We start from the raw sequence: 26,602 nt of genomic DNA on the forward strand, positions 1-26,602 counted from the left end.
TTGCAGGGAGAAAGTCGATGAGAATGCATGTATTAGTCGTGGATGATGATCCATCTATTCGTGAGCTGCTGCGGTTTGTGCTGCGGAAGGACGGGTATGTCGTGCTTGAAGCGGAAAATGGACAAGCTGCATCTGGGCTGCTGGAGAATGAGCAGGTCCATTTGGCAGTCGTAGATATTATGATGCCGGGGAAAGATGGTTTCGAACTTTGCCAGGAGATTAGGCTTCATTATGATATTCCGGTCATCATGCTGACAGCGAGGGCCGAGATGGAGGATAAGGAGAAGGGCTTCGATGCCGGAACGGATGATTATATCGTAAAGCCGTTTGAGCCGAAGGAGCTGCTCTTCCGTATGAAAGCTTTGCTGCGCAGATATCGGCTTGTGTCCTCGGAGATCATTCAGCTGGGCAGCGTTGTCATCGACCGAAGAGGCTATGAGATTAAAATAGGCGAAGCCATTCTTACGCTGCCGCTGCGCGAATTTGAGCTGTTATCCCAATTAGCCAGCCATCCGGGCCGTATTTATACGCGCGAGCAGCTGATTCAGCTGATATGGAGCGCGGACTTTCAGGGCGACAGCCGCACTGTCGATGTTCATATCAAAAGGCTGCGCGAGCGTTTTGCAGACCGGCAGGACGACTTCACCATCACGACGATTCGGGGTCTTGGCTATAAGCTGGAGGTGCGTGAAGGATGAAATCGTTATATGTGCGTATTGTTTTCACGTTTGTAATGGTCGCGATGATCAGCGGCCTGCTGGGGTTGCTGTTAACGAGCTTGTACTATCAATATAAGCAGCAATCCGGCAATGAGCAAAAGATGCTCGCAACCGCGCAAAGCATTCGCGATCAATATGAGCAGAATCCGCAATTGGATCTGGATACTTATTTGGCGCATACGGCTAAGCTTGGTTACCAGATTTATTATGTAAATAGGGACGGGATGGGACGAATTTACGGTTCGCCATTCAAGCATGGACAGCTGAACGAGCAGCAAATAAAGGCTGTTCGAGACGGAGAAGTATACCTCGGCATGGAGAAACAGAAGGACCGGCTTCAGCTGTTCTCCTATTTTAAAAATAGTATCCTGAATACGGTTGGTTTGCCTATTCAGACGGATGAGGGCGAAGCGGCCTTATTTATTCGGCCGGATCTGCAGCAGCAGATTGGAGAGGTTCGCATTATTGCCGGCATCCTAATCGGCATGACTTTTGTGATTAGTCTCGTGCTAATCATTATTTTATCGCGGCTGATCGTTAAACCGGTTAATGAGCTGACGAGAGCGACCCAGCAGATGGTTGCCGGTAATTTTGATGCGGACCTTCAGCTCTCAAGAGGGGATGAAATAGGTGAGCTGGCTCGCAATTTCTCGGCGATGACGCTTGCGATCAAGCAGCTGGACCAGATGCGCCAAGAATTTGTGGCTAATGTGTCGCATGAATTTCAAACGCCGCTAACTTCGATGCAGGGCTTGGCACGGGCTGTGCTCGATAAGGAGACCACGCCGGAGCAAACGGATAGCTATCTAGCCATAATCGAAATGGAAAGCAAGCGCCTATCAGGCTTAAGCAAGCAGCTGTTGATGCTGGCAGCGCTGGATAAAGAGAGCAAGCCGCTGCATAAAACGGCTTTTCGTTTGGATGAACAAATTCGCCAAATCTTAATTACGCTGGAATGGCAATGGACGGAAAAGTCTCTCGAGTTGGAGCTTGAATTGCCCGACACGGTCGTTCATGCGGATCAGCAGCTGCTTTATGAGGTATGGTTGAACCTCATTGCCAATAGCATTAAGTTTTCGCAACCGGGAGAAGCCATTTCTATATCCATCGCAGAATCGGATGTTATTGAAGTAAAGATTAGCGATAAGGGAATCGGCATTCCAGAGGTGGATCTCCCGTATATTTTTGACCGTTTTTATAAGGCGGATAAAGCTCGGAGTCACAAGTCGGCAGGCAGTGGACTCGGGCTCTCGATCGTGCAAAAAATAGTGGCTCTCCATCAAGGGAGCATCACGGTTTACAGCCAGCCTGAAGAGGGTACCTCGGTTATCGTAACGTTTCCGCGTTTGTAATGTTCTGTTCATCGTTCGTTCATCTTCCTGTTCGATAATGCGGGAGAAGGACAGAACAGGAGGACAAGAACATGAATGTAAAGCCGTTGCAAAAGGTAATTCAATATGTGTGCAGCCCGCGCGGAGCCAAAATAAGTTTGCTTTGCTGGGTGCTGCTTGCGATTGCGCTCAGCCTGGCAGCTCCGGGCGCGAAGGAGTATGCGATAAGTGCGGGGGAAGGCAATGCCGGCGGCAGTAATTCAGCTGCGCAAGCGCAGCGTTTGCTGGATGAGCAATTTTCCTCCTCGGACGGGATGCCGGTGCTGCTCGTGTTCCATAACGAACAAGCAATCACAGCCGAGCATCGAAAGAGCATCTCGCTGCTCAGCGAGTGGCTTGCCTCGGATTCAAAGCCTGTACAGGTGGATAAAGCAATGCCTTTCCATGACATGCCAGAGCCTGTGCAAGTCAAGCAGCTATCCGAGGACCGGACGACGCTGCTGCTGCCTGTTTCGCTGAAGGTACACACGGAATCGGATCAGGTGCTGACAACATTGGAGGCGATAAGAGAGAATTGGGAGCGTTTTGGGACTGCAGAGGTTCGGCTTGAGCTGACCGGGCCGGCTGCGATTGCCGCTGACACGCTTACGCTCTTTCGGAATGCGGATATGGTGCTGATGTTCTCCACGGTTATTCTTATTCTTATTTTGCTCATCGTGATCTACCGTTCGCCGCTGCTCGCGATTATACCGCTAGCGGCTGCAGGCCTTGTTTATGCGGTTGTGGACCGCTTGATCGGACTCGCGGGCAAAGCGGGCTTGTTCGTTATCGATAAGCAATCATTATCGATTATGATGATCCTGTTATTCGCCGTGATCACCGATTATTGCTTATTCGTATTTTCACGCTACCGCGAGGAGCTGCTCCAAGCTGAAAGCAAGCACCAGGCGATGGGAGCGGCCATGAAGTATGTTGCGGAACCTATTTTATTCAGCGGGGGGACCATTCTTCTGGCTATGCTGGCTTTGTTTGCTGCAACCTTTCAGCCTTATAGGGGCTTTGCGCCGGTATTCTCGGCTGCGGTGGCCGTTATTTTGCTGGCTGGCCTTACGCTCGTACCCGCTGTATTTGCCCTGCTTGGCCGCAAAGCTTTCTGGCCCTTCGTACCGAAAGCGCAGACACAGTCTTTGGAAACCAGGACGCGCACTCGCTTATGGACACGCGCTGGAAGCTTTGTTACGAGTAAGCCGAAGCGGGTTGCGGGAATTCTGCTCGTGCTGCTGCTGTTAGCGGCATGTAACAGCATGGGGGTCAGCTTTTCCTTTAATCTCATGGAATCTTTTCCTGAGAAGCTGGCTTCACGCCAAGGATTTGAGCTGTTGGAGCAGCATTATCCGCCGGGGGAGCTGGCCCCCGTTACACTGCTCGTAAACAATGGAGCTGATATTGAAGCAGATAGCTCCTTCGCGAATAACCTGCATGCCTTGACGGAAAAAATGAAAGGACAAGGAAGCATAGCTTCCGTAAATCCGGATGTGCTTCTTGGAGAGCCATTGCCTGCAGAGGCCATATCGAAGGATATGCGCACGGCGCGGCTTCAGCTGATATTACGAACGAATCCCTATGAGAATAAGGCGCTGGATACGGTAGAGCAGTGGAAGAAGGACAGCAGCTCGTTACTCCGCGAGAGCGGTTTTGACCCTTCGCTCCAATCGCTGCAGTTCGCCGGTCAGACAGCGGCGCAGGTTGATGTGCGGGCAATGAACAAGCAGGATATGGCGGTTGTGTTCACGCTTATTATTCTCTTCATCACCATAATGCTCGCTTGGCAAACGGGCTCGGTAAAGCTCGCCTTCTATATGATGATTACGATTTTGTTATCATACGCGGCGACGCTGGGTATGAGCTGGGGCGTGTTCCACGGTCTGCTTGGTTATGAATCAATCAGCTATCGGCTGCCGATGTACAGCTTTGTCTTTATGGTTGCCTTGGGCGTCGATTATAATATTATGCTCGTCTCGCGCGTACAGGAGGAAGCGGCTCGCCATCCATGGCGAAAGGCGGTTCAGCTTGCGGTGGCGTCGACGGGCAGCGTCATCTCATCAGCAGGAATCATTCTTGCGGCGACGTTTGCCGTGCTGATGACGCAGCCGCTGCAGGAGCTGTTTCTCTTCGGCTTTATGATGGCAGCGGGCATTTTACTGGATACATTTCTCGTTAGAGGGATGCTGCTGCCTGCATTAATGAGCTTACTTACCCATAAAAACAAGAATGAAGCATCCTAGCGGGTGCTCTATTCTTGTTTTTAGACCCTGGAATCCAAAGGACGCGCAAGAATCAACGGGAGAAAAAAACTTGTTTGATGGACCTTTTGTTAGTCTTGGTGTGTTTAACGGGATTTTCTACTGTTAAAATAAGCGATATGACGTTCGGGCATGAATTAACAGGATTTGTTACCGTTAATTCAGTCCGGTTCCCGTTGAGACGGTGGTTTGGCCGAAATTAAAGGGAATTTTTCCTGTTAAATTTGGCTGTAATGCTATCTGGACCAAATTAACGGGAGAATTTCCAGTTAATTTTGAAGGGACAAACGAAATGAGGATGAACAATATGGATAACAATGAGAACGAACAAAAGGAATGAACAAAAGGAATGAACAAAAGAGAGAAGCCGTGCAGCGGACGTAGGGAGTACTTCGCAAATAGGGGGTGGCTCGCGGCAATAAGGCCGTGGCCATCCTTTTTTACGCTTAAGAAACCATGTCGCAATCCGCACAAAAAACTGCTACTGTAGAAGATGATCCCTTTCGTTTTGGGAACAGCATAACTCAATGTTTATGGGTGCTAATCGGTATTGTGCGATAAGTTAATCATTTCAAAAACATGGGAAGTCGTTGTAGTCCAAGTCCTAAAAATGGGTACTGAATGGAGGAGTTTGCATGACATCCTTTAAAGCGCTAGTGATCAATCAAATAAATGGCCAAGTCGTTGGTGAAACGAAGCTTATGGAGGCAGCGGATCTGCCAGAGGGCGAGCTGCTCATTCAGGTATCGTATTCCAGCGTAAACTACAAGGATGCGTTAGCTTGTTTGGCAAACGGCGGAGTAGTAAAGAGCTATCCGTTTATTCCGGGCATTGATTTGGCCGGTACCATCGTTACCAGTGAAGATGAGCGGTTTCAGCCAGGAGATCAGGTTGTTGTGACGGGCTATGGATTGGGAGTCAGCCATTTTGGCGGTTATAGCGAGTTTGCAAGAGTGCCGGCAGAGTGGGCGCTTAAGCTGCCTCCAGGGTTAACGATGAAAGAGGCGATGATACTGGGAACAGCAGGTTTTACGGCGGCATTGTCCATCTATGAGCTGCAGCAAAACGGTGTGCGCCCGGAGGATGGTCCTATTCTCGTAACGGGGGCAACGGGCGGCGTTGGCAGCGTGGCTGCCGCGATTGCGGCCAAGCTCGGCTACGAGGTGGCGGCAAGCACCGGCAAGCCGGACAAGCACGCGTATTTGCATGGGCTGGGCGTTAAGCGAATCCTCTCCAGAGAAGAGCTGGCGGCAGGCACGAAGCGGGCGCTGGACAAGCAGCTTTGGGCAGGGGCCATCGACTGTGTCGGAGGCGAGACGCTTGCTGGACTGCTGCCGCAAATGCAATACGGCGGCGTGGTCGCGGCGAGCGGCCTAACAGGCGGCTCTGAGCTTTCGCTTACGGTATTTCCGTTTATTATCAGAGGAGTCCGGCTCATCGGCATTGATTCGGTTATGGTTGGCATGGAGAAGCGGAGCAAGGTTTGGGAGCTGATAGCAGGTTCTTATAAGCCGCAATTCCTAAATGAATTATGCAACGAAATTGGGCTGGAGCAGGTGATGGAGCAGACGGCGTTGTTTTTGAAGGGACAGTCCAAGGGCAGGACGGTCGTGAGGTTATAAAAGAAGTTGTAGAGGAAAGGATTAGAGAAGGATAGCTTTTGGTTTTTTTGCGGCATTATACGTTTTATTGCCCGTTGCAAAGGCTGACTTCGGAAGCGGAATTTGTTACAGCACCAGACACGATTTTGTCGCCATCTTCTCCTTTATCCGCAAATGTCGCAGCTTGTCCGACATAATCGTAATCTAATGTAAGTCACGGTTTACCAAGCGCTGTTTTCGAATATAGTCTAGCTGTGGACATTTGCGGGGAGCCATGCCGTAGCCGAAAAGAACGATAAGGTTTTTGGAGGCAGATTACTTACTTGTGTTTTTTGTGCTTCAGCGGCCATTAGAAGTGAACTAATAGATCATCGATTTCAGACGCCGCTTGATCCAAGCCATCCTTAACGGTCAATTCTCCCAAAAATATTTTTCTTAAATACATCGTATACACTTCATCGATTTTGCTCCAATTTTTGACCGGCGGGCGCAAAAAAGTATTATTCATAGATTCCAAATAAGCATTAAGGTAAGACTCCCTACCAACGGTTAGAGCGTCAACAGCCTCCCTATTGGTCGGAATTAGTCCAGCCCGCGACATGACAAGCTGCGCATCCTTTCCCGTCATCCATTTCATAAAAGCCCATGCTTCATCCCGTTTTTTGTTGCCCTTCATAATAACCAAATTTTCGCCGCCAATAATTGAAGCGAGGCCATTGCTCCGTGGAAACGGTACGGGAAGAGACTGTTGAAGGGCGCGATCCAAATCTGCAGGATTCAATAAGCCGTAGAACCAGGGTGCTTCATCTGTCATAAGCAGCTCTCCGCTCCGTACCCCGGCCCAGTTGTCTACGTTATTGATTAACACCGAGATGTCAATCTGTCCATCTCTGTAAAGAGAGGCCAGCTGCTCCACAGCCCGGATTGTCTCTTTGCTGTTTAAAAATCCGGAAGCTTTGCTGAAATCCCCGTTCATAAAAGCCCCTCCAAGGCTATAAAGGTATGGAAGAGTATCCCAAGCCTCCAGTCCTCCAAGTCCGATCGTATAACGTTGTTTCCTTGCAAGCTCCAGAACTTCTTCCATCGTGCCCGGCGGCTCTGAATAACCCGCGCGTTCAAGCAGCTCTCTGTTAAAGATAAGCGCTGTCGTATACAGGTTGAGCGGCAAGCTGTAGTATTGGTTCTGATAGAAACCTACGCTCATTGTTTTACGATGAAGAGTATTTTGTATGTTTTCGAAGCCCGAAAACCCGTTTAACGGTTCAAGAAGCCCTTTACATGAAAACTCGGGTACCCAGGAGATATCCATTCTAACTACGTCAGGACCGCGGTTAGAGGAAGCACGTACTATTAAGTTGTTTTTTAGTTCGTTATTGTTAGCTAGGTTTATGGATCTGACTCTTATGGCTGGGTTCTCCCGTTCAAAAGCCGGGATCAGCTCTTGATCCAGCAGCCAGGTTTCTTTATCATTATAGGTGTGCCAAAAAGTAATTTCCGTTGTTTCGTTACCGTGAAGCATTTGAACGTTCTTTGGATCGGAGATTACGGACTGGCTTCCGCAACCGGCTGTCCATACTAGAAGCAGTAATAAAGATGCCCAGCGGCTGGCCATTACGAAATCCTCCTTTATGAACCAATTTTGAATTCTGGTGTTTGGTGCTTATCCCTGTATTCCATTGGAGTAATACCGGTCACCTTTTTGAACACCTTACTGAAATACTTTACGTCTTTGAAACCCGCAGCGCACGCTACATCGTAAACTCTGCCATCATTGTGCGCCAATAGCTTCTTTGCTTCCCGAATCCGCAGCTCGATCAAATAATCGATAAAATTCCGATCGGTTTGTTTTTTGAATAAAAGACTGAAGTAGCTTTTGCTGAGATGAACGAAATCCGCCACGCTCTGAAGAGTCAGGTTCTCGGTATAATGGGCTGCTATATATTCCAGCGCCTTCGTGATCAACTGTCCGCCATAGCCGTTATCGGTCAGCTTTGGTATAAAGGACTTTTCCATTTCCTCCAACTGACAAGCCAATATGGAAGCCAATTGCGCCAATGTCTCCGCCTGATTCAGCATTTCATAACGCTCAGCGAGCAGTGTCTCATCGTTTGTATGCAGCTTATTAACACCTTCAAGTAAGCTGAACGCCTCATGCTTGACTTGTTCCGGACTCAAGGCCCCCTCCTTCCAGCGTTTAAGCGCAAACTCAACTGCGAATGAAACCGGATCACCAGCATGAATCATTTCGAAAATAGGTGTCCAATCATAAGATGGATCTGCGACCGTATACGTATTTTCACGATTGTTCTGTAATTCGCTCATGCGATACAGACCGCCCAGCCCATCGAAAAATCGCCTCTGGCAGGCCGAGCGGCTGTCAGCAAATCCCTTAAGAATGTTATACACTCCTTGCTCTATCGCAAATCCGGCTGAAATTGAAATTTTCCATTTCGTCTCCAATAATTGCTTCCACTGACCGAGCTGCCGTTCAACTTCTGCATCATTATTGGGAAAGATAAGAAACAAGCTGTTTTCGGCCACCAGCAGTGCTGTTCCTTCCTCCACCAACTCATACAACTTTTCCTGCAATTCCTCTAGCATTAGCTGCACATACAGAAAGCCGTCATTTTCTCTCCATTCCTCCGCGGCATCCAGCATAAAATAGACGCAGACATAAGACATTTCCAGCCATGCTGGGACCCAAGCGGTTGATGAAGGCGAGGACTGTTCTTGCACGATCAATCTCTTAATCTCCTGTTCAACTATTTTTCTTTCCCTGTAGAGAGCTCCCTGTTGAAAATGATACCGTTCGGAATCTTTCCTCCGTTCTTCCTCAAGCATGGAGATACAACGCCGAAGGACGGCAAGAAGATCATCCCGATTTAAGGTTAGCTTTAATAAATAATCGACAGCGCCCAGCTGAAGCCCTTCCTTTACATATTCAAAGTCGCTGTAGTTACTGATCAGAATCACTTTGATCCAAGGGTAACGTTCTATCGATTGCTTCATAAGTTGAATACCGTTAATCAAAGGCATTTTGATATCCGTAATAAGAATATCGACTGAACCGCTTTCCAGAGCAGCCAGTGCTTCTGCACCGTTGGCGTAATGGTCTTCTACCGACAATCCTTCCTCTTCCCAATCGACAAAGGCACTAATTCCGTTTCGGATGACAGGCTCATCATCTACGATCATAACTCTATACATCGTATCCCCCCCCCAATCTGCTCGTTGTTTGCGGCGGTTTGTATGAGTTTTTTTAACAAAATGCGTACTGTCGTTCCTTGCCCCGGCTCGCTTGTGATCGACCATTCCCAATCTCGTGCATAATAAAGACGCAGTGTGTCATAAATATGGCGCAGACCGATCCCGATTTCCCCTTTTGCGATAGCAGCATCTGGATCATTCAATTCCTTCAGCTTTTCATCCCCGATGCCTAGACCGTCATCATTTACGAGAAATTCCAAAACTCCATCACGGCTGCGGATACTAATCGAAATGGTACCGTCCGTATTTTTCGGAACGATCCCGTGGAAAATCGCGTTTTCCACCACAGGCTGCAGCAGCATGCGGGGGATGATGATCTTCTCTGTGCCCGCTTGAACGTCCATCTCCAAATGGAATGTTTTTTCGTAGCGAATCTCAAGGATGACCAGGTACTTTCGAACAATTTCCAGCTCCTCTTCCACCGATATCATGTTCCCGCTTTTAGACATATTAGCCTCCAAAAGATGGTTCAGCGCCGACAAAACATCCGAAGCGCGATCATTTTGATTCGATTGAATAAGCCACCGCAGTGTGCTAAGCGTGTTATAGAGAAAGTGTGGATGAACTCGGTGAATGACAGCGCGAAGTTCAGCATGATACTTCTCGCTTTGCTCATTTTCCACCTGCTGCATCAGATGCTCGATTTCGTGAAGCATTTTGTTAAAATGCTTGCTCAAAAAGCCGATTTCATCTGAGGAACGAATATCTGTCCTTACTTTTAGGTCTCCTTTTTGAACGAGCAGCATGCTGCGGGTAAGCTGTTGTACAGGCCTCGTCACCCCTCTGGCAATAAAAAAACCAATGCCAATGGCAAGCAATGAGAAAACGGCGGAAGACACCAATATCCAGTTCTGAAGACTGTTCAACTGACCGCTGATTTCATGGACCGGAACTGTCCCTACAATCATCCAGCCGTTACTAAGAAGCTGCTTAACCCCGTAATAGGTTGTTCCATTCATGTCAAATTCAAATTCCATCGCGTCATCACCCACAATCTGGCTGTACAACCCGGGATTGTCTACGACCTTGTTGATCGCACTGAGATCGGAATCGATCATGATCTTTCCTTCGGAGTCCACAACAAAAAACTTACCCGTCCTCCCGAGATTCAACTGCTCAATCGTGCCCAGAATGGAGCGCCCGTCCAACTGAACCTGAACCATCCCTATGTTATTCAAATTGTTTATATCCTTTAGGACTCTTCCTACAGGCAGAACCAAGTCCGTATTGACGCCTCCGCCGCTGAAACGGTCATACTGGATCCCCTGCCAAACCAATTCTCCGTTTTTTCGTTTGGCTGCCTTCACCCATTCCTGATCGGAAAGCTGTATATCCTTAAGTTTTGACTCTGAAAAAGTGCCGCTTCCCCAGCCTCTTCCATTCTCTTTCAGCACATAAACGATTTTGACGAAGGAGTTGGAATAGACAATGTTGTTCAGCAGCGTATTAATTGATCGGGAATCCAAGCTCTCCTTGTAGGAGGGCTTGCTATTTGCGTGTAAAGCAACGCTCTGAATGTTCAGATCACTGGAAATAAAATCGGAGGTGTCGATTCCAACATTAAAAATGAAAGATAGCGATTCCGCCGTTTGTTTAGCCATTTGAACGCTGGACTCCCTAACATTTTTCTTGAGGATGGAGTCGGACACCCAGTAGAATGACAAGCTTGTAAATATAGTAGGGATTAATATGACGAGCAGCAGCACTAGTATGATTTTGGCGGTAAAGCGGTTTGATAACCGGAATATTCGTACCATTGCGACTCTCCTAATTCGTTTCTTATCTAAATAGTGTACAAGATGAGATAGACTATACCAATGTCATTTATAGGTAAATCCTTGCTTTATGCCTGTGCCAAACGCTAAAGTGTATTATTTTAACGTAAGAGAATAATATTTTACACCCTGCATTAATTTATAAAATTTGGAAAAATAAAATGCTTTGAAGTAAAAAACAATCAATATTTCGAAAAACAGCGGGATAGGGTGTCCAATATTACGATATGAATTTAAAAAAAAGGTTGACCCTATCAAGTTAATGAGATCAAAGTTGACAGTCCCTGATTCAATAGAACTATGAAGATTTGGATTTAATCCATTATTTTAGCAAAAATGGCTGCTCTCAGCCATCGCGGGCGGAAAAGCAAAAACAAGCCTAAATTAAGATACGTCGCTATTTTAGCTCTATTTGCAGATCTGTTTTGCAAGCCTTTCCCTCTATATTTGTGACCTATCAAGCGATCTCATAGGAGGCATTGCCCATTGTTCATGCTGCTTTTAGTTGCTAACTTTGTAGTGGGCACCGCAGTTTATGAATTTAATCGGAGTGGGAGAGAGAAAGGTATGAGAAAAAAAATGAAGTCCATGAGCAAGTCGAAAAAATTGGCGCAAGCCATCCTGTGTTTAAGTTTGCTGACGGGAACTGCAGCGGGCGTGTTTCCAACCGACGTAGCTTTTGCCGAAACGCAGCCTGAAGCAGACACCCCGTTAAACAAGCAAAATCTGAAGTCATTATCCGTATCATCATTAGAAGCACTGGAAAATGGAGTAAAGTTAGATTTAGGCGATTACCAAGGCTTTATCCGCCTCTTTTCTGACGACATGGCGAAAATCTCCGTTTTGAAAAAAGGCGAAGACGAATTTGTCTCCCCCGGAATTGCAAAGAAAAATTGGAAGACCCCTCGCTTTAAAACAAGTGAGACGAATACCGAGTTCACGCTAACTACTGACGAAATGACAGTCAAAGTTAATAAACGTCCGTTTGGAATCAAATTTTTGGACAAGCAGGGCAATGTCATCAACGAAGACGCGGCACAAGGCGTAGGCTATGAAGACGGAAAGCCGTATGTTTTCAAGAAAACCGACAAGGAAGAAAACTTCTATGGATTCGGCGAGCAGTCCGGCGGGCTGAACAAACGCGGAAAAAGCCTTGGCATGTGGAATACAGACGCTTATTCCTACAATAAAGATACAAAATATTTGTATACGTCCATTCCTTTTTTCCTCGGATTAAAAAATAAAAGAGCATACGGCATTTTCTTTGACAATACGAATCGCTCTTACTATGAAATGGCAAGTGAAAACGACGACTATTATTACTTCTATGCCAACGGCGGGAAACTTACGTATTACTTTATCAACGGTCCGGAAATCGGAGATGTTATCGATAAATATACGGAGCTTACGGGAAAATCGGAAACGCCTCCGATGTGGTCTCTAGGCTTCCATCAAAGTAAATGGGGATATACACCCGAAGAGCTGGTCAATGTTGCGAATACTTACCGTGAGAAACAAATCCCGCTGGATACGATGCATTTAGACATCGACTACATGGATGGCTACAGAGTATTCACGTGGAACGAGCAATACAAACAAGCGCTCAAAACATTAAAGGGACAAGGCTTCCACGCGATTACAATCAATGACCCGGCTGTCAAACAGGATGACAACTATCGTATATACCAAGAAGGAGTAAAACGTGATTTCTGGGCAAAAAATCCTGACGGCTCCACTTTCATCGGTGAAGTATGGCCGGGACCTTCCGCTTTCCCAAACTTCTTGAAGAAGGATGTGCGTGAATGGTGGGCCGACAGTCTCGGTACTTTGCTAAATGAAGGGGTTGACGGCATTTGGAATGACATGAATGAACCTGCTGTATTTAACGGTCCCTTCCATACGATGCCGCTTGACGTCGTGTTTGAAGGTGATAACGGAGAGAAGAAACTGCATACGGAATACCACAATCTGTATGGACACGATGAGGCCGAAGCAACTTATCAAGCATTTGCGAAGCATAAACCGAATACAAGACCGTTTGTATTAACACGGGATATGTATGCTGGAACTCAGCGCTATGCGGCACTTTGGACCGGGGATAACGTAAGTAATTGGGAGCATTTGCAAATGTCGATTCCGATGAACGCCAATGTCGGTTTGTCCGGAGTTCCGTTTGTCGGAAATGATATCGGCGGCTTTGCCAAATCGCCTGGCAATGTTCCGACCCCCGAATTGTTTGCGAGATGGATCGAGGTCGGCGCCTTCCTGCCGTTTGCCCGCGACCATTACGATAACAGCGCGAAGTCCGGTCTCGGAAGCGGACAAGAGCCATGGCAATTCGGGGAAGAAGTTGAGGATATTAGCCGGAAGTACATTTCAATGCGTTATGAGCTGATGCCTTACTTATACAATCAATTTAAGAAATCGGCCGATAATGGACAACCGGTTCAACAACCGCTTGTTTATCAATTCCAAAACGATACGAAAACATACAATATCGAGGACCAATTCATGTTCGGCGATTCGTTGATGCTTGCTCCTGTAGTGCAACAAGGCCAAACGAGCCGTCAAGTGTACCTGCCGGCTGGCAACGACTGGGTAGATTATTGGACAGGAAAAGAGTTTGACGGCAATCAAACGATAACCGTAAATGCCGATCTTGCCATGTTGCCGATCTTCGTGAAAGCAGATTCGATCATCCCTCGTCAGGAAGTCGAACAACATACGGATGAGAAGAAGCTGGAAAACTTGATTCTCGACTCTTACTTGAATAAAAAAGCAAGCTACAGCTTCTACGAGGACGATGCTAAAACATTGGATTACAAACAAGGTGAGTTCAATGTTACTGAATTTCATTTAGAAAATAAAGGAAACCAAATCACGTTTGAGCAAGACAAAAAAACACAAAACTATCAATCTGACATTAAGTCCTACACGCTTAAGCTGCATAATGCTGAAGAGCCGAAAAAAGTAAAATCCTCTAAAAACAATTATGATAAAGTTGGCAGCGCCGAGGAACTGAACAAACAAGAAAGAGGCTATTATTTCGATTCAGGAGAGAAAGTTCTATATGTCAAAATCCCTGTAAACGAAAGCCGTAAGGTGACGATTCAATAATACAAAAAAACGGGTTGAGGTCTCTTAGGCTTCAACCCGTTTTGTTACAAGAAAGCGTCAGCCCTTCTTCAAACGGCGGCGTGCGTGAAACTGCTTGTATTGAAAATAGATGGTGCAGCCAATGCAATAGCCGAGGATGGCGCCAAGAGCGGCAGCCCCCATCATGCCTGCGAATATATAGCCTGCTGTAGACCAGCCGAGTGCAAAGCTAAGCAACGACAAGGTGAGAAAGCCTACGCCAAGGGAGTTGTTAAAGCGCTGCAGCTCGGCTGCTTCCGTTTGCGCGGAAGGGAGCAAACGCGTAAGAAAAGGACGGGCAGCGAGAATGAATAGATTTGTTGTTGGACCAAAGACCAATCCGACGATTTGAATAATGAACAACGCCGCGATGAGCCAGGGCAGCTGCAGGCTTAATGCAAGGAGGAGAACGATAACGATACCCGTCTGATTGCTGCGAACGTAAGGAATCGGAATTTCCTTCATGTTAAAAACCTACTTTCCTTATTGGATTTACTTAATTTAATAGTAGTGAATTACCGCGCAATTAGCAATATTTAAACTATTATGTCATTTAAAATATTTGGCTGACGCAGTTTCATTTATCCTTGCGCAGGATACTGAATTTAATGCTATCATTATGAGCAGTGGGCAATAATAAGCCTAACTCCTTTTAGTTGAAACGGGGGGCTGTGCAATGACTACAGGAAGCCATTCGCAAAACAACGTAGATCGTTTCTCCGGATTTGAAAATGATTATGATCAGCATCGGCCTAAGGCACCGAAAGCAGTTATCGATATTTTAACAAGCTACCTCGGCCGGAAACCCGATGCGGTGGCTGATGTCGGCTGCGGCACAGGCTTGTCCTCCTTTGTATGGCTTGGACATGCCGGGCGAATTATTGGTTTTGAGCCCAATGACGATATGAGGAGCAAGGCGGTTTCCCATTTATCGAAGTTAACTAATGCGGAGCCTATTTCTTTCGTCAAAGGCTACTCGGATAAGCTGGCTTTGGAGCCGGAGAGCGTCGATGTGGTTACCTGCTCGCAATCCTTCCATTGGATGGAGCCGGTCAGCACGCTTCGCGAGTTTGCGCGGGTTCTAAAGCCCGAAGGCATATTTGCAGCCTATGATTGCGACTGGCCTCCTACGCTGCATTGGTCGGTTGAAGCGGAATACAAACGGCTCATCGACCGTTCCGAGGAAATTATCGGGAACTATATCGCGGAGAAGGACCGGGCAAGCAAACGCGACAAGGAGCAGCATTTAGCCCATATCGCGGGCAGCGGATTGTTCCGCTTCTCGAAGGAAATCGTATTTCATAATATAGAGACCTGCGATGCGCAGCGCTATATTGGCCTGGCGCTCAGTCAAGGCGGCATTCAAACGGTATTTAAGCTGGGCTCAACCGGCCTTGAGGAGCAGATTCGGCAGTTCCGGGGCTGCGTTGAAAATTATTTTGCAGGCAGAACGTTGGATATTAGGTTCAGCTACCGGATGAGAATCGGCGTGAAATAAATCCTTTATTAGGATAAGTCGGCTATAAAACAAATAAGCAAGCTGTTAACGCCTTTAAGGCAAAGACAGCTTGCTTATTTTTTGTTTCTTTTGGGGGAGAGGGGGGGACTATGGCTTAGTGAATATTCCGCTCTTCAACATAAACAATCGATTGTGCGTAAAGGATTTCATGGCCAACCTCCGTGCTTAATAAGTGATAACGGCTTCAATCGCAGCTGCTTCTATTGTTTAAGAAATAGGTAGACGGCAAAACCGATGGCTGCGGCGGCTAAACCGATCGCTGCCGTGCCAGACAGAATGCGGAAAAATAATTCCCACTTATCTCTTTTTATGCCTCGAATGTCCTGTTCCTCGTTCCCCTGCGTCTCTTGCGTTACAAAATGATCCTGACGGGGCTTAATGGCGGATCACCTTCTTTCTTCATTACTTTTGCGGATTTTGCTTATAGACGACTAAAATGGTGCTTCTCTGATACGTATTGCCGGAAGTGGCTGTCTTGATCATGGAACCGTAACAAATGTTAATGACTTGGTCGTCATCCAGCTCCGCCAAAAAGTCGTTTGCTCTTTTTTCGGCAAAAACCGTATCCGTATCGATAAACTCTTTTACCTGAATCATGCTGTTTCACCCCGCTTTCCGAATAGACAGATAGGCATCCCGCCTTGGTAGCGGAATGCCTGCCCACGTCCACCATAGCACTGGGGGATGTGGGTGTCAATCTGAATAAATAACCCAACCTCTGCCTGTGGAATTAGTCGTATGGAGTCGGAATTATGCAAGTTAATGTAAGTTTATATAACATATAGATACTTTAATATAGTAAGGAACAAAGTCAAAATCTGAGCAAAATCAAGCAAAAGCTTGTTGTATACGCTTTAATGATCAATTTTATGTTTGTTAGATTATATTACATGTAATAGAATGTGGAAGTAGTTAGAGAGAAATATATAACATTGGAGGAGAAAAACATGACACAGATTGTAAAGAGAGAGTTAGCTAAGAAGGTTCTTGTTCCATTGCTGGTGCTTTCGCTATTAGCGGCAATGGTTGGGGTAATGGCAAGTAACAGCTTTGTACGCGCAGAGGAAGCGCCTCAGCTGCCCACCTTTAATATTCCGGCTCTTTCATCTGAGCACCAGGCATCCAGCCTGCCTAATGTTATTGTTGTCGCAACCGGGGGCACGCTTGCGGGAAAAGCGAGAAACGATGATCCTACCAATTTTCAAAACTATGCAGCGGGTACATATCTGATGTCGGATTTGGTTGCTCAGCTTCCTAAAAAGGATAAAATAGCCGATGTCTCCACCTTCCAATTCGGAAATAAGGGTTCAGGCGGCTACACCATTAAAGAGCTTTATGATTTGTCGCTGGCTGTTGACGCCGCTCTAAAAATTTATGACAGCGCGGTTGTTACGACGGGTACCGATACCATGGAGGAAATTGCTTATTTCCTTGATCTTACGGTACGCAGCGAGAAGCCGGTCGTTGTAACGGGCGCAATGAGACCGTGGGATGTTATTGGTACGGACGGACCTGCTAATCTTTATCAAGCCATAAAGGTTGCCGGCAGCAGCAAGACAAAATGGTTCGGTACCGTGGTTATGCTGAATGATGTCATTTATGCGGCTCGTGAGGTAACGAAAACAAATGCACACCGCAATGATACTTTTGACGCTCCTATGTTTGGCGCTCTAGGTTATGTAGACGATCCTGCTGTACGCATTTACCGTGCTCCTGCAAGAGCGGCTAAAGCAGGTACGCCGGCTTGGTCATCCCCGTTTGATCTCAAAACCATCTCTAAGGACAGCCTTCCGCTTGTTGAAATCGTATATAGCTACCAAGAGGCAGGCGGCGGTTCTATTCGCGGGTTGGTTGAGGACGGCGCAAAAGGTATCGTAACGGCAGGCACGGGGGCAGGCGGCATATCGTCGCAGCTGAGCGCAGCCCGTACGGCGGCAATTAGGGATAAGGGCGTAGTATTCGTATCGACAACGAGAACTGGCTCCGGTACGATCTATGACAGCGGAAGCGGAAGCGTTATTGGCGGCGATAACCTCAATGCGGCGCATGCCCGCATGATGCTGCTGCTATCCCTTGCATTTACAAATGATGTGAGCCAAATTAGAAGCTGGTTTACGACCTTCGGTACACAGGATGTTGAAATATCAGTGGATGAAAATACCGTGCTGAGCACTTCGGTTGAAGAACCGATTGTTGAGCCTGTCGTAACGGAGCCTGCAGTTACTGAGCCTACTCCGACTACAGAGCCTGTGGTTACCGAGCCTACGCCGACTACGGAGCCGGTTACTACGGAACCTACGCCTGAAACAGCACCGGTGATGCCATAATTTTGGGGAGGAGTACGGTTATGACCATAATAAGCCAATCAAAATTAACGAAGAAGATTTTCGTTCCTCTCCTCATTGTGGCCCTTCTCGGCACGGTTCTGACGGGTTATGCCCATTCGGTTCGTGCAGAGGTAGCGGCGCCGGTGCTGCCGACCTTTGATATTCCGGCATTGTCTGAGGAGCATAAAGCCTCGGCGCTGCCCAATGTCATTGTTGTGGCGACAGGCGGCACATTAGCCGGGCAAGTGAGAAATAGCGATCCTACCAATTTTCAAAACTATGCAGCGGGCACCTACAAAATAGCGGATATGGTTGCCGAGCTCCCAAGAAAAGATAAAATAGCCGATGTCTCCACCTTTCAATTCGGGAACAAGGGGTCAGGCGGCTACACGATGAAAGAGCTTTATGATTTATCGCTTGCCGTAGACGCGGCTCTTGCGGTCTATGACAGCGCGGTTGTAACGACGGGTACCGACACGATGGAGGAGATTGCTTACTTTCTCGATTTGACGGTGCAAAGCGAAAAGCCTGTCGTCGTAACGGGGGCAATGAGGCCATGGGATGCGATTGGCACTGATGGTCCGGCCAACCTTTATCAGGCGATTAAGGTAGCTGGCAGCGGCAAAACCAAATGGTACGGCACGGTCGTCATGCTGAATGACGTCATTCATGCGGCTCGCGAGGTAACGAAAAGCAATGCGCATCGCATGGATACGTTTGAGACGCCTATGTTTGGCGCACTGGGCTACGTCGATGATCCGGCGGTACGCATTTACCGCCTAAATGCCCGGGCGTTAAAGGCAGGGCAAGCCGACTGGGCAACGCCGTTTAACTTAAAGACGATTTCGAAGGAGAGCCTGCCGAAGGTTGAGATCGTGTACAGCTACCAAGAAGCTGGCGGCGGCGCGATTCGGGCATCGGTTGAGGATGGCGCGAAAGGAATCGTGACGGCGGGCACGGGTGCGGCTGGGATTTCGTCGAAAATGAGCGCAGCACGCTCCGCGGCCATTAAAGATCATGGCGTCACATTCGTATCGACGACAAGAACGGGCTCCGGCACGATTACCGGCGGTGGCAGCGGCATTATCGCAGGGGATAACTTGAACCCGCAGCATGCCCGGATTATGCTGATGCTGTCGCTCGCATTTTCGAATGATTTTAATACAGTGAAGAACTGGTTTGAGACCGTGGGCACGCAAGACATTACGTTAGACGTAGCCGAGACCCCTACTACTCCTGGAGGAGACGGCGGATCTGGAGGATCTGGCGGTACTGAAACGAATTCGGGCCAGGTTATCATCGGAGCCGGCAGTGCGGGCACCTTAGGCCTGGATGACAGCGTCACGGTATCCGTTCCCGCAGGAGCGACAAAAGAACAAATGCAGCTGTCCATTACGAAGCTGACGGGCACGGGCGGCATTGTGGAACCAACAAGCCAGCTGGCATCGCCGATCTTCGAAATACTCAAAACCATATCGGCGAATTTCCTGGTTCCCGTCACCCTAACCTTTAAGTTTGATCCGGCACTCATTAAGGAAGGCAAAGTGGCCTCCGTATTCTATTATGATGAGATGAAGAAACAGTGGATCGAAATGGGCGGAACCGTGAGCGGCAGCAGCATTGAAGTGAAAACCGATCATTTTACAAAGTTTGCCGTGTTTGCGGTGGATAAAGCGGATGCAGCCTTTACGGATATTTCCGGACACTGGGCGGAGGCGGCCATTAAAGAGGCTGTTGCTTCCGGCATTGTAAAAGGCTATACGGACGGTACCTTTAAGCCGAATAACACCATTACGCGCGCGGAATTTTCCGTGATGCTGATGGGCGCGTTAAAAGCAGAGGGCGAGGGTGCGGCGCTTACCTTTACCGATCAAGCCCAAATTGCGGCTTGGGCGAAGGAAGCCGTCGCGCATGCAGTCAAAGCGGAAATTATTAGCGGATATCCAGACGGAACCTTCCGCCCGGGCGCTAATATTTTGAGAATGGAAATGGTGTCGATGATTGCAGGCGGAGCGGGGTTAACCGTGGATCCGAATGCAGTAACCAGCTTTGCCGATAACGATGATATTCCGGCATGGGCGATGGGGGCTGTAAAAGCAGTTAGCGACAAAGGCATCATTCAAGGGCGCACAGGCAATGTTTTCGCGCCAAAAGCTACGGCGTCGAGAGCGGATGCCATTACGGTAATTATGAACATGCTCAAAAAGTAAAATCAGGGTATGAATCTCCGGAAGGGCGGTTCCTTAAGGTCTGTGAAGACCTTAAGGAACCGCCTTTTTCTGCGCTGCGGCAATAAAGGGCCATTACATAGAAACCGAAAGCCCGGCTTGCCTGATAAGCTCCGCCGTCTCGGCCGGATGTGAAATGGGGAAATGGTGGCCGCGAGCAATCCGTTTCGTGGGAATTTGATCGTAAGCCTTTGGCAAGGAATACACCTGGTCATGTGTGCCCCAAATTATGCTGATTGGTTTGCTGTGCCAGCTTGCGGGTTGGAGCTTGAAGTGATTAGCCTTGGTCAATGCCGCAAGCGTATCGGCTAATGCCGCTCTGACCCGGGGAGAGCGAAGCTCGTTTCGTACGTATTGCATGTAGCCGGCCGGGATTTCCCCGACGCTCTCAAAGCAGCCTTGCGATAGGAGCTTATTGCGCAGCGTGTTAGCTGAAACCTTTGTTAGAAGCAAGCGATTCGCGCTTGGAATGCGGTAGCGGCCGTTCGCTTGATGAAATGCGGGTTGCAGCAGATGTACGGCGTGAATCCGTTCAGGAATCCGCTCCATAACCTGGGCTGCCAGCAGTGCGCCGTAAGAATGGCCGATTAAAGTAACGGGCTCCTCCTGTGAAAGGACGGCCGCGATGATCGCATGGACATGTCCCTCGATGACGTTTGCGTCATGGCGGTAATACGGTGTGCGTCCGAAGCCGGGTAAATCTGCAACCCACACGTTGTGCTCATGCAGCTCCGATGCAAGCGGGAGAAGGCAGTCTGCTCCGCTGAAGGTGCCGGGCAGCATCAGGACGGGATTGCCGCGGCCCGTCTTCTCCATTGTGGCGAGCGACCCACGTCTGCCGCGCGCGAAGCCTGTGTGATCGGGGCTTCCATGCGATAGGCGGTAATCCAAGTCGGATATGACATGGGGCAGAACGGAGGCGTTCACGGATGCCGGAAGGCTGTATTTTTGCTGGATTCGCCTTGCTGATACCGTGGGGAAATCCGTATTTACGATAAAGCTGAGCGACTGCTTGGGTATGCCTGCCTTACCGCCTAATGAAGTGCTGAACAGCTTGGTTAAAAAGGATAAGGAGACCGAACCGATGGGCGCGGGGACGCGGAGCTCCTTGTTAATGATTCGGATAAGCTCAGTCATGCTTGGGCTTTGGTCTTGCTCATCCAACAGATAGTAGGTTTCATTAACCGGCTGCCGTTCATTTGCTAATGCAGCGATGAAAGCTGCAGCGTGATCGACGTGAACGAGCGGAAGCCAATGCTTCCTGCCGCCGGGAACGGTGCCCATCAGCTTCCGTCTGGCGGATGCGATTAAAATGCCGAGCCCGCCGGTTTGTTCTGTATTTCCGGTAGCGGAATCGCCGATGACGACGCTGGGGTGCACGACGGAAAGAGAATAGCCAGATTCCTTGGCTTGCTTGCGTATATGGAGATCGGCGGTTATTTTCATGCGCTCATAAGGCGATTCATGCTCTAAAAGCTTCAATATTGCAGAGGGTTCATGCCAATTCTGATCGGTTACGGGACTTTTAAAGCCGACGATATGAATAAAATGGCGAAGAACGCCATTCTTATAAAGCTCGTCGGCGAGCTCCCCTAAATAAACGGCGGCATCTAGGAATACTTGCTTGGCAAGCTGTTCATCCAGCAAAATATCCATGGGGCCGCCTGCGTGAATAATGACGTCTGCGGCTTGAATGGCTTGCCGGTCGCTTGACGATAATCCGAGTCCCGGCTGCGTCAAATCGCCGCTAACAGCAGATAAGAAGCGGGATGTTTCTTCGCCTAGCTGCTTGACGAGCTTGGTATATCGGTTGCGTGATCGTACCAATGCCGTAATATGATGCCCTTGTGCCGCGAGCTGCCTAACAATGTGGGTACCGAGAAAACCTGTTCCGCCGGTAATGAAAATATGCGCCATATTGTTTTCACTCCTTAAAATAGTAATTAGTAATAGTAGTACTGAACGGTACTAATCGGTTCAAAAAAATTACTTTAGCATGGAAGCTAAAGCATGAAGCGATTGCTGCAATATTGTTGATTCCGGGTTGGCATGCTGCAGGAATAGCCCGCCTTCAACCGTAGATAAAATCAAGGCTGCCATTTGCCGCGGCGGCAGCTTGCTGCTGAATTCATTGGCTGCAATGCCCTCTGTAATCAGCTGTTCGAGAACCGTAAGCTGCCTGCTGAAAAAATGGCTGATTTGTTCGCGGACCTCCCCTGCTTCCTTGGGAGTTTGCGTATAAAGCGTCAGGAAGGGACAGCCGCCAAGGCAATCGGCGTCTTGTTCAATAAGCACCTGCATCAGCCTCATCAGCCGATCCGTAACAGGCTGTTCCGCCTGAGCGGCTATTTGGGCAATAAGCGCTTCGTATTGATCCGTCATTCGCTGGATAATCGTGGATAGTAGTTCCTCTTTGCTTTTAAAATAGTAGTAAATATTGGTCTTGGATACTTTGCTCTCCGCGACGATGTCATCCATGCTGGTTACAAGGTAGCCTTTGCTCAAAAAAAGGCTGGCTGCGGTTTGCAGCGCAATTTCTCGATTGGAAGTTTTTGTTTTAGTGTTCATATTAGTACTATATAGTTCTAAAATTCGGCTGTCAATTATTTATTAGCTGATAAGGGGGGATTTGGGGAATTCCATGCGGCAGTGCATGCAAACGGGGGAAGATTATATACTAAAATTTAGTTAGAATGGAGTGGGTGGTTCTACACTGCAGTTTCTGCAATGTAAGAGCGGATAAATGGCGGAATCGAAGCGTACGTTGTAGTTTCTGCAATGGGAGTGCCTATTTTCAAACGGTTAGGAGCAAGCGGAGGCTATTCTGCTGTAGTAAATGCACTGTAGCTGAAATGAAACGGCGGTTTCCGGAATTCTAATGTAGAAACTACAGTGTACCGGATGACTGCGACTGAGAAGATGCGCATATGCGGGAATACGAACACGAAAAACCCATGATCATGAAATACGACCATGGGGATCTGCACATATAACAAGTCTTAAGATATACCAAACGTCTTTCTGGCGTCAGAAAACCAGGTTACACAGGTGTGACCGCACATACTTAGCCCTTTAATACACGTCGTGGGTCTCTCCCCGTCAGTCGACGGAAGTGACTGCCTATGTGACCGCATCGCTTAAACCGTCCCCTTAATAAACGCCATGAGCCTCTTCCCACCAGCCGACGGAAATGACGGCAGGTGCGGTGCGGTTCATGGAGCTTGTTAACGTAAAGAGTATGGCTTTGCCGGGCCCGATAATCCAGTGGCCTGCTTTCTCGCTGGAAATGCTCGAGTAAGAGGGGATAACTCTGGTGGAGACGGGCACGGCGGCCAGCGCAGTCGTATCGAGACCGCTGCCAAATTGCACCTGTCCCCGGGGCAGCGGCGCCGGGGACAGGGCTAGGTTGGCTGTTGAGACCTCATGGGACTGCATTCCGCGCGTGGGCAAGCTTGAGCAGAAGCAAATTTGCGACACAAGATGATCATCCGACAGGTTGCTAAGTACATAAAGATCCAAATAAAGATTAACGCCGGAGTGTGGAGGGTTGACCAGCGCTCCCCAGGTCCGGTTTGAATCGTTTGGATTCAGCTGATCGGTCTCGCCCAAAAAATACTTTCCTTGCAGCGACTTATTCAGCGGATTCGTTAAATTGACCACGCTGACAGGGCCGTAGCCGTACATGGCTTCACCATCCTTTTTTGCAGCACGCTTATACTCCACCATATGACGGGATTCCGGTAACATGCCTGCGAATCCGAGTGAGAGCAAAGCGGTGCAAGGAATGGCTATTCCTTAGAGACGTGGCTGCCCCAAATCGCAATGCCTTCTGGGGAGAGCGCGCTGAAAGTCATGACATAGCTGAGTGTGCCTTCATTCCATTGGCGCAGCAGCGAGCCTTTATATAACATGCCGTCAATGGTCAGCTCAAGCGTAAGGTCGCCTGTGCTTTTCCAAGTGCCGCTAACGCTGCCGGAAATACTTCCGTCTTTGCCAAGGGCGATGAGACTGGCTTGTTTCACATCCGCTGTAATGTCCTTCCCGTGATTCACGTATTTATATTCGCCTGCGATTTCCTCTGCTTTGACAGGCTCGGCCGTTTCACCCGCATAACGATGGGGAGCAATCACAGGCCAGCCGTCCGTATTCATAAGCATTTGATGCACTCTCACCTCATGGCCTTCGCCGCGCGACGGGAAGCGGGTGTGGAAAATGATGAACATTTTGCCCGTCTCCGGATCGATATAAGTAGAATTATGGCCGGGTGATGCGTATCCCGTTCCGATATTCGCTATTTCTCCATCCACATTGTCCATTTGGAAGTTGCCCATGAGTTTTACTCCGTAAGGAGCGATAGAAACATCGTCGAACAGCGTACCGGCAGCGCCGAATGCGTTGATCATATCCTGGCTCTCGGCGTCAAGAAATGGACCGTCAGGCGTCTTCGAGCGTGCGACGCGGATGTTGTAGCCGCCAGTTGAGTCAAGCCCGCCATAGGAGAGGAACAGATAATAATAGTCGGTTTCTTTGCTGTACATCATATACGGCGCTTCGATGCGGCTGTGGTTGTTGCCAAGCAGCCGTTTGCCGTAGCCTTGGCCGGGATGGGGCAGGCCGGTTTTCGGATCCATTTTCATAATGAAAATTCCGCCGGAGTAAGAGCCGTACACCATCCAGAGAACGCCGTCTTTGTCGTAAAATAAATTAGGGTCCACTACGTTAGGATGAATCGTCGCATCGTATACGGTACCATCCTCGCTCGCTTCATTCCACATGCCGGATTTCAAAATCGTACCCTTATTCGTATAAGGGCCCTCTACATGATCCGCAACCGCATAGCCGAGCACGGAACGAGGGGAATCGCCTTTGCACATGCTGTAGTACATATAAAATTTGCCGTCCGGCAGCTGGATGACGTCGCCCGCCCAGAAGGTATCGGTCTCTGCCCATGCAAGCTCCTCGCCCATCTCCGTCAACACATCGGGAATGATCGGATTTCCTTCATAAACGCTCGAGTTGAGCTGCTCCCAGGACATCAGGTCTTTAGACTTCGCGACAGCCAGATGGGAGCCGAAAATGTAAAAGGTATCTTCGACTTTAATAATGGATGGATCATGTACGGACGCATCGGCAAACGCGGGTTCTTCCGTTGTAACCGCTTCCGAATTTGCTTGGCCGGAAGTTTCGGATGAAGCCGCAGGCTGCGCGCTCTCCGCGTTTTTCGCCGCGTTTTCGGCATTGCCGCCGCTGCATGCGCCCATAAAGGCCATCAAGCATACGGTGAGCAAAATAATCGTTGGTTTCCTCAAAATCGTTAATCCCCCTTGATTGCCTTAGATGGTTATACATTTATTAACCGATTAATAAATTTATTATATTATAGGACATAAAAAAAGAGAAGGGCTATGCCCTTCCCTCTTTTATTTTGTTTTTGTCGGCTCTTCAAAAGTCATGCCAAGCGTGTCTACCGTTACTTTTTTCATGGAAATCGGGTTATCCGGGCGATCGTTAGCGCCTTTCGCCTGATTAACGATTTCGTCGACGGCTTCCATGCCTTCCGTTACTTTGCCGAAAGCGGCATATTCATTATCCAGCGACGGAGCATCGGCTACCATAATGAAAAACTGCGAGCCGGCTGTGTCCGGATCGTTGGTGCGGGCCATAGAAAGTATTCCGCGCGTATGCTTCAGCTTGTTCTCGAAGCCGTTGCTGTTGAACTCGCCGGGAATGCTGTAGCCCGGTCCGCCCGTGCCGGTTCCGTCAGGATCTCCGCCTTGAATCATAAAGCCTGGAATAACGCGGTGAAAAATGACGCCGTCATAGAAGCTTTTATTAATAAGGGAAATAAAGTTGTTTACGGAATTCGGAGCAACCTCCGGGTAAAGCTCCAGCTTAATGATTTTGTCGTTGCTCAGCTGAATCGTTACGACAGGATGCTTGTCCGGACCTAAAAGGGCAGGGCCGTCCTCGACAGGCGCTTCCGTAGGCGTTGTCGTGTTTGCGGTACCGCCGTTCGAACCGGTCGTTTCGCCGTTATTCGGAGTTTTGGTTCCGCCGCAGCCTGCTACAACGATTAAAATAAGGGAAAGGAGCAGCATCATTCCGAGGCGTTTGTTTTTCAAAAGCATGTTCAATATCCTCCCTGTATTTGCGAATGGAAACAGGCTATTGCCGACAGAAGAAGACGGCCGCCGTTTAGCATTGTCCAATTTGTATAATAGCATATTGCTCGAATTAATTGCGAATATCTTACGCCGGCATGGAGACGATGCGGTCATTGAGCTAGCTTCAATTCTGATTAATAGGCCTAATAATCAACCTAACAAAATAACAAATCATACAATTGAAAATCATTTTAAACCTATAAAAGCTAGTACAGACCATTTTTTTCTGTAGT

Annotated in this window: 18 protein-coding genes; 8 read left to right on the forward strand and 10 right to left on the reverse strand. The window is 48.5% G+C overall.

Going from position 1 to position 26,602, the window contains the following annotated elements:
• Nucleotides 1-17 precede the first annotated feature (17 nt).
• The 4 genes from MRBLPE1_RS23825 to MRBLPE1_RS23840 all read left to right on the forward strand — a co-directional run bounded on the left by MRBLPE1_RS23825 (nt 18) and on the right by MRBLPE1_RS23840 (nt 5,975).
• Nucleotides 18-698 (forward strand): response regulator transcription factor, encoded by a 681-nt coding sequence (locus MRBLPE1_RS23825; RefSeq protein ID WP_364150053.1) that lies wholly within the window; start codon nt 18-20, stop codon nt 696-698.
• Nucleotides 695-2,071, forward strand: coding sequence for a sensor histidine kinase (locus MRBLPE1_RS23830; RefSeq protein ID WP_364150056.1), 1,377 nt, complete (start codon nt 695-697; stop codon nt 2,069-2,071). The genes MRBLPE1_RS23825 and MRBLPE1_RS23830 overlap by 4 nt, the downstream gene beginning before the upstream one ends.
• 71 nt (nt 2,072-2,142) lie before the next feature.
• Nucleotides 2,143-4,335, forward strand: a complete 2,193-nt coding sequence (locus MRBLPE1_RS23835; RefSeq protein WP_364150059.1) for an MMPL family transporter — start codon at nt 2,143-2,145, stop codon at nt 4,333-4,335.
• Between the two features lie 653 nt (nt 4,336-4,988).
• Nucleotides 4,989-5,975 carry an oxidoreductase gene (locus MRBLPE1_RS23840; RefSeq protein ID WP_364150062.1) on the forward strand — a complete coding sequence of 329 codons (987 nt, stop codon included), beginning with the start codon at nt 4,989-4,991 and terminating at the stop codon, nt 5,973-5,975.
• Between the two features lie 328 nt (nt 5,976-6,303).
• Here the strand turns inward: MRBLPE1_RS23840 and MRBLPE1_RS23845 are convergent, their stop codons facing one another.
• The 3 genes from MRBLPE1_RS23845 to MRBLPE1_RS23855 are packed head-to-tail and all read right to left on the reverse strand — an operon-like array spanning nt 6,304 to nt 10,978.
• Nucleotides 6,304-7,566: an extracellular solute-binding protein gene (locus tag MRBLPE1_RS23845; RefSeq protein WP_364150065.1), complete on the reverse strand. Its 1,263-nt coding sequence runs from the start codon at nt 7,564-7,566 to the stop codon at nt 6,304-6,306.
• 14 nt (nt 7,567-7,580) lie between these two features.
• Nucleotides 7,581-9,161: a response regulator transcription factor gene (locus MRBLPE1_RS23850; protein ID WP_364150067.1), complete on the reverse strand. Its 1,581-nt coding sequence runs from the start codon at nt 9,159-9,161 to the stop codon at nt 7,581-7,583.
• Complete coding sequence (locus tag MRBLPE1_RS23855) at nt 9,146-10,978, reverse strand: cache domain-containing sensor histidine kinase (protein ID WP_364150070.1); 1,833 nt, start codon at nt 10,976-10,978, stop codon at nt 9,146-9,148. Before MRBLPE1_RS23855 ends, MRBLPE1_RS23850 begins: the two co-directional genes overlap by 16 nt.
• A 585-nt stretch (nt 10,979-11,563) precedes the next feature.
• Between MRBLPE1_RS23855 and MRBLPE1_RS23860 the strand changes: the two genes are divergently transcribed.
• Nucleotides 11,564-14,113: a glycoside hydrolase family 31 protein gene (locus MRBLPE1_RS23860; protein WP_364150073.1), complete on the forward strand. Its 2,550-nt coding sequence runs from the start codon at nt 11,564-11,566 to the stop codon at nt 14,111-14,113.
• A gap of 57 nt (nt 14,114-14,170) precedes the next feature.
• Here MRBLPE1_RS23860 and MRBLPE1_RS23865 read toward each other — a convergent pair whose 3' ends face one another.
• Complete coding sequence (locus tag MRBLPE1_RS23865) at nt 14,171-14,596, reverse strand: DUF4395 domain-containing protein (RefSeq protein ID WP_364150076.1); 426 nt, start codon at nt 14,594-14,596, stop codon at nt 14,171-14,173.
• Nucleotides 14,597-14,807: 211 nt separating this feature from the next.
• Between MRBLPE1_RS23865 and MRBLPE1_RS23870 the strand changes: the two genes are divergently transcribed.
• Nucleotides 14,808-15,629, forward strand: a complete 822-nt coding sequence (locus MRBLPE1_RS23870; protein WP_364150079.1) for a class I SAM-dependent methyltransferase — start codon at nt 14,808-14,810, stop codon at nt 15,627-15,629.
• Between the two features lie 423 nt (nt 15,630-16,052).
• Here MRBLPE1_RS23870 and MRBLPE1_RS23875 read toward each other — a convergent pair whose 3' ends face one another.
• Nucleotides 16,053-16,247: a sporulation protein Cse60 gene (locus MRBLPE1_RS23875; protein WP_364150082.1), complete on the reverse strand. Its 195-nt coding sequence runs from the start codon at nt 16,245-16,247 to the stop codon at nt 16,053-16,055.
• A gap of 350 nt (nt 16,248-16,597) precedes the next feature.
• On the opposite strand from MRBLPE1_RS23875, the gene MRBLPE1_RS23880 reads away from it, so the two are divergent.
• Both MRBLPE1_RS23880 and MRBLPE1_RS23885 read left to right on the forward strand, forming a co-directional pair.
• Entirely contained in the window at nt 16,598-17,977 is a 1,380-nt protein-coding gene (locus MRBLPE1_RS23880) for an asparaginase (protein ID WP_364150085.1), read from the forward strand.
• Nucleotides 17,978-17,997: 20 nt separating this feature from the next.
• Entirely contained in the window at nt 17,998-20,187 is a 2,190-nt protein-coding gene (locus tag MRBLPE1_RS23885) for an asparaginase domain-containing protein (protein ID WP_364150088.1), read from the forward strand.
• 93 nt (nt 20,188-20,280) lie between these two features.
• Here MRBLPE1_RS23885 and MRBLPE1_RS23890 read toward each other — a convergent pair whose 3' ends face one another.
• The 5 genes from MRBLPE1_RS23890 to MRBLPE1_RS23910 form a co-directional block, all read right to left on the reverse strand.
• Nucleotides 20,281-22,122 (reverse strand): alpha/beta fold hydrolase, encoded by a 1,842-nt coding sequence (locus MRBLPE1_RS23890; protein WP_364150091.1) that lies wholly within the window; start codon nt 22,120-22,122, stop codon nt 20,281-20,283.
• A 69-nt stretch (nt 22,123-22,191) separates the two neighbouring features.
• Nucleotides 22,192-22,773 (reverse strand): TetR/AcrR family transcriptional regulator, encoded by a 582-nt coding sequence (locus tag MRBLPE1_RS23895; RefSeq protein ID WP_364150094.1) that lies wholly within the window; start codon nt 22,771-22,773, stop codon nt 22,192-22,194.
• 582 nt (nt 22,774-23,355) lie between these two features.
• Nucleotides 23,356-23,952: a DUF6143 family protein gene (locus MRBLPE1_RS23900; RefSeq protein ID WP_364150097.1), complete on the reverse strand. Its 597-nt coding sequence runs from the start codon at nt 23,950-23,952 to the stop codon at nt 23,356-23,358.
• 41 nt (nt 23,953-23,993) lie between these two features.
• Nucleotides 23,994-25,475, reverse strand: coding sequence for a glycoside hydrolase family 43 protein (locus tag MRBLPE1_RS23905; protein ID WP_414698923.1), 1,482 nt, complete (start codon nt 25,473-25,475; stop codon nt 23,994-23,996).
• Nucleotides 25,476-25,625: 150 nt separating this feature from the next.
• On the reverse strand, nt 25,626-26,333 hold the full coding sequence (locus MRBLPE1_RS23910) for a peptidylprolyl isomerase (RefSeq protein WP_364150103.1): 708 nt from the start codon (nt 26,331-26,333) through the stop codon (nt 25,626-25,628).
• Nucleotides 26,334-26,602 lie beyond the last annotated feature (269 nt).

It is taken from the genome of Paenibacillus sp. LPE1-1-1.1, assembly GCF_040676435.1.
Classification (GTDB): Bacteria; Bacillota; Bacilli; order Paenibacillales; family Paenibacillaceae; genus Pristimantibacillus.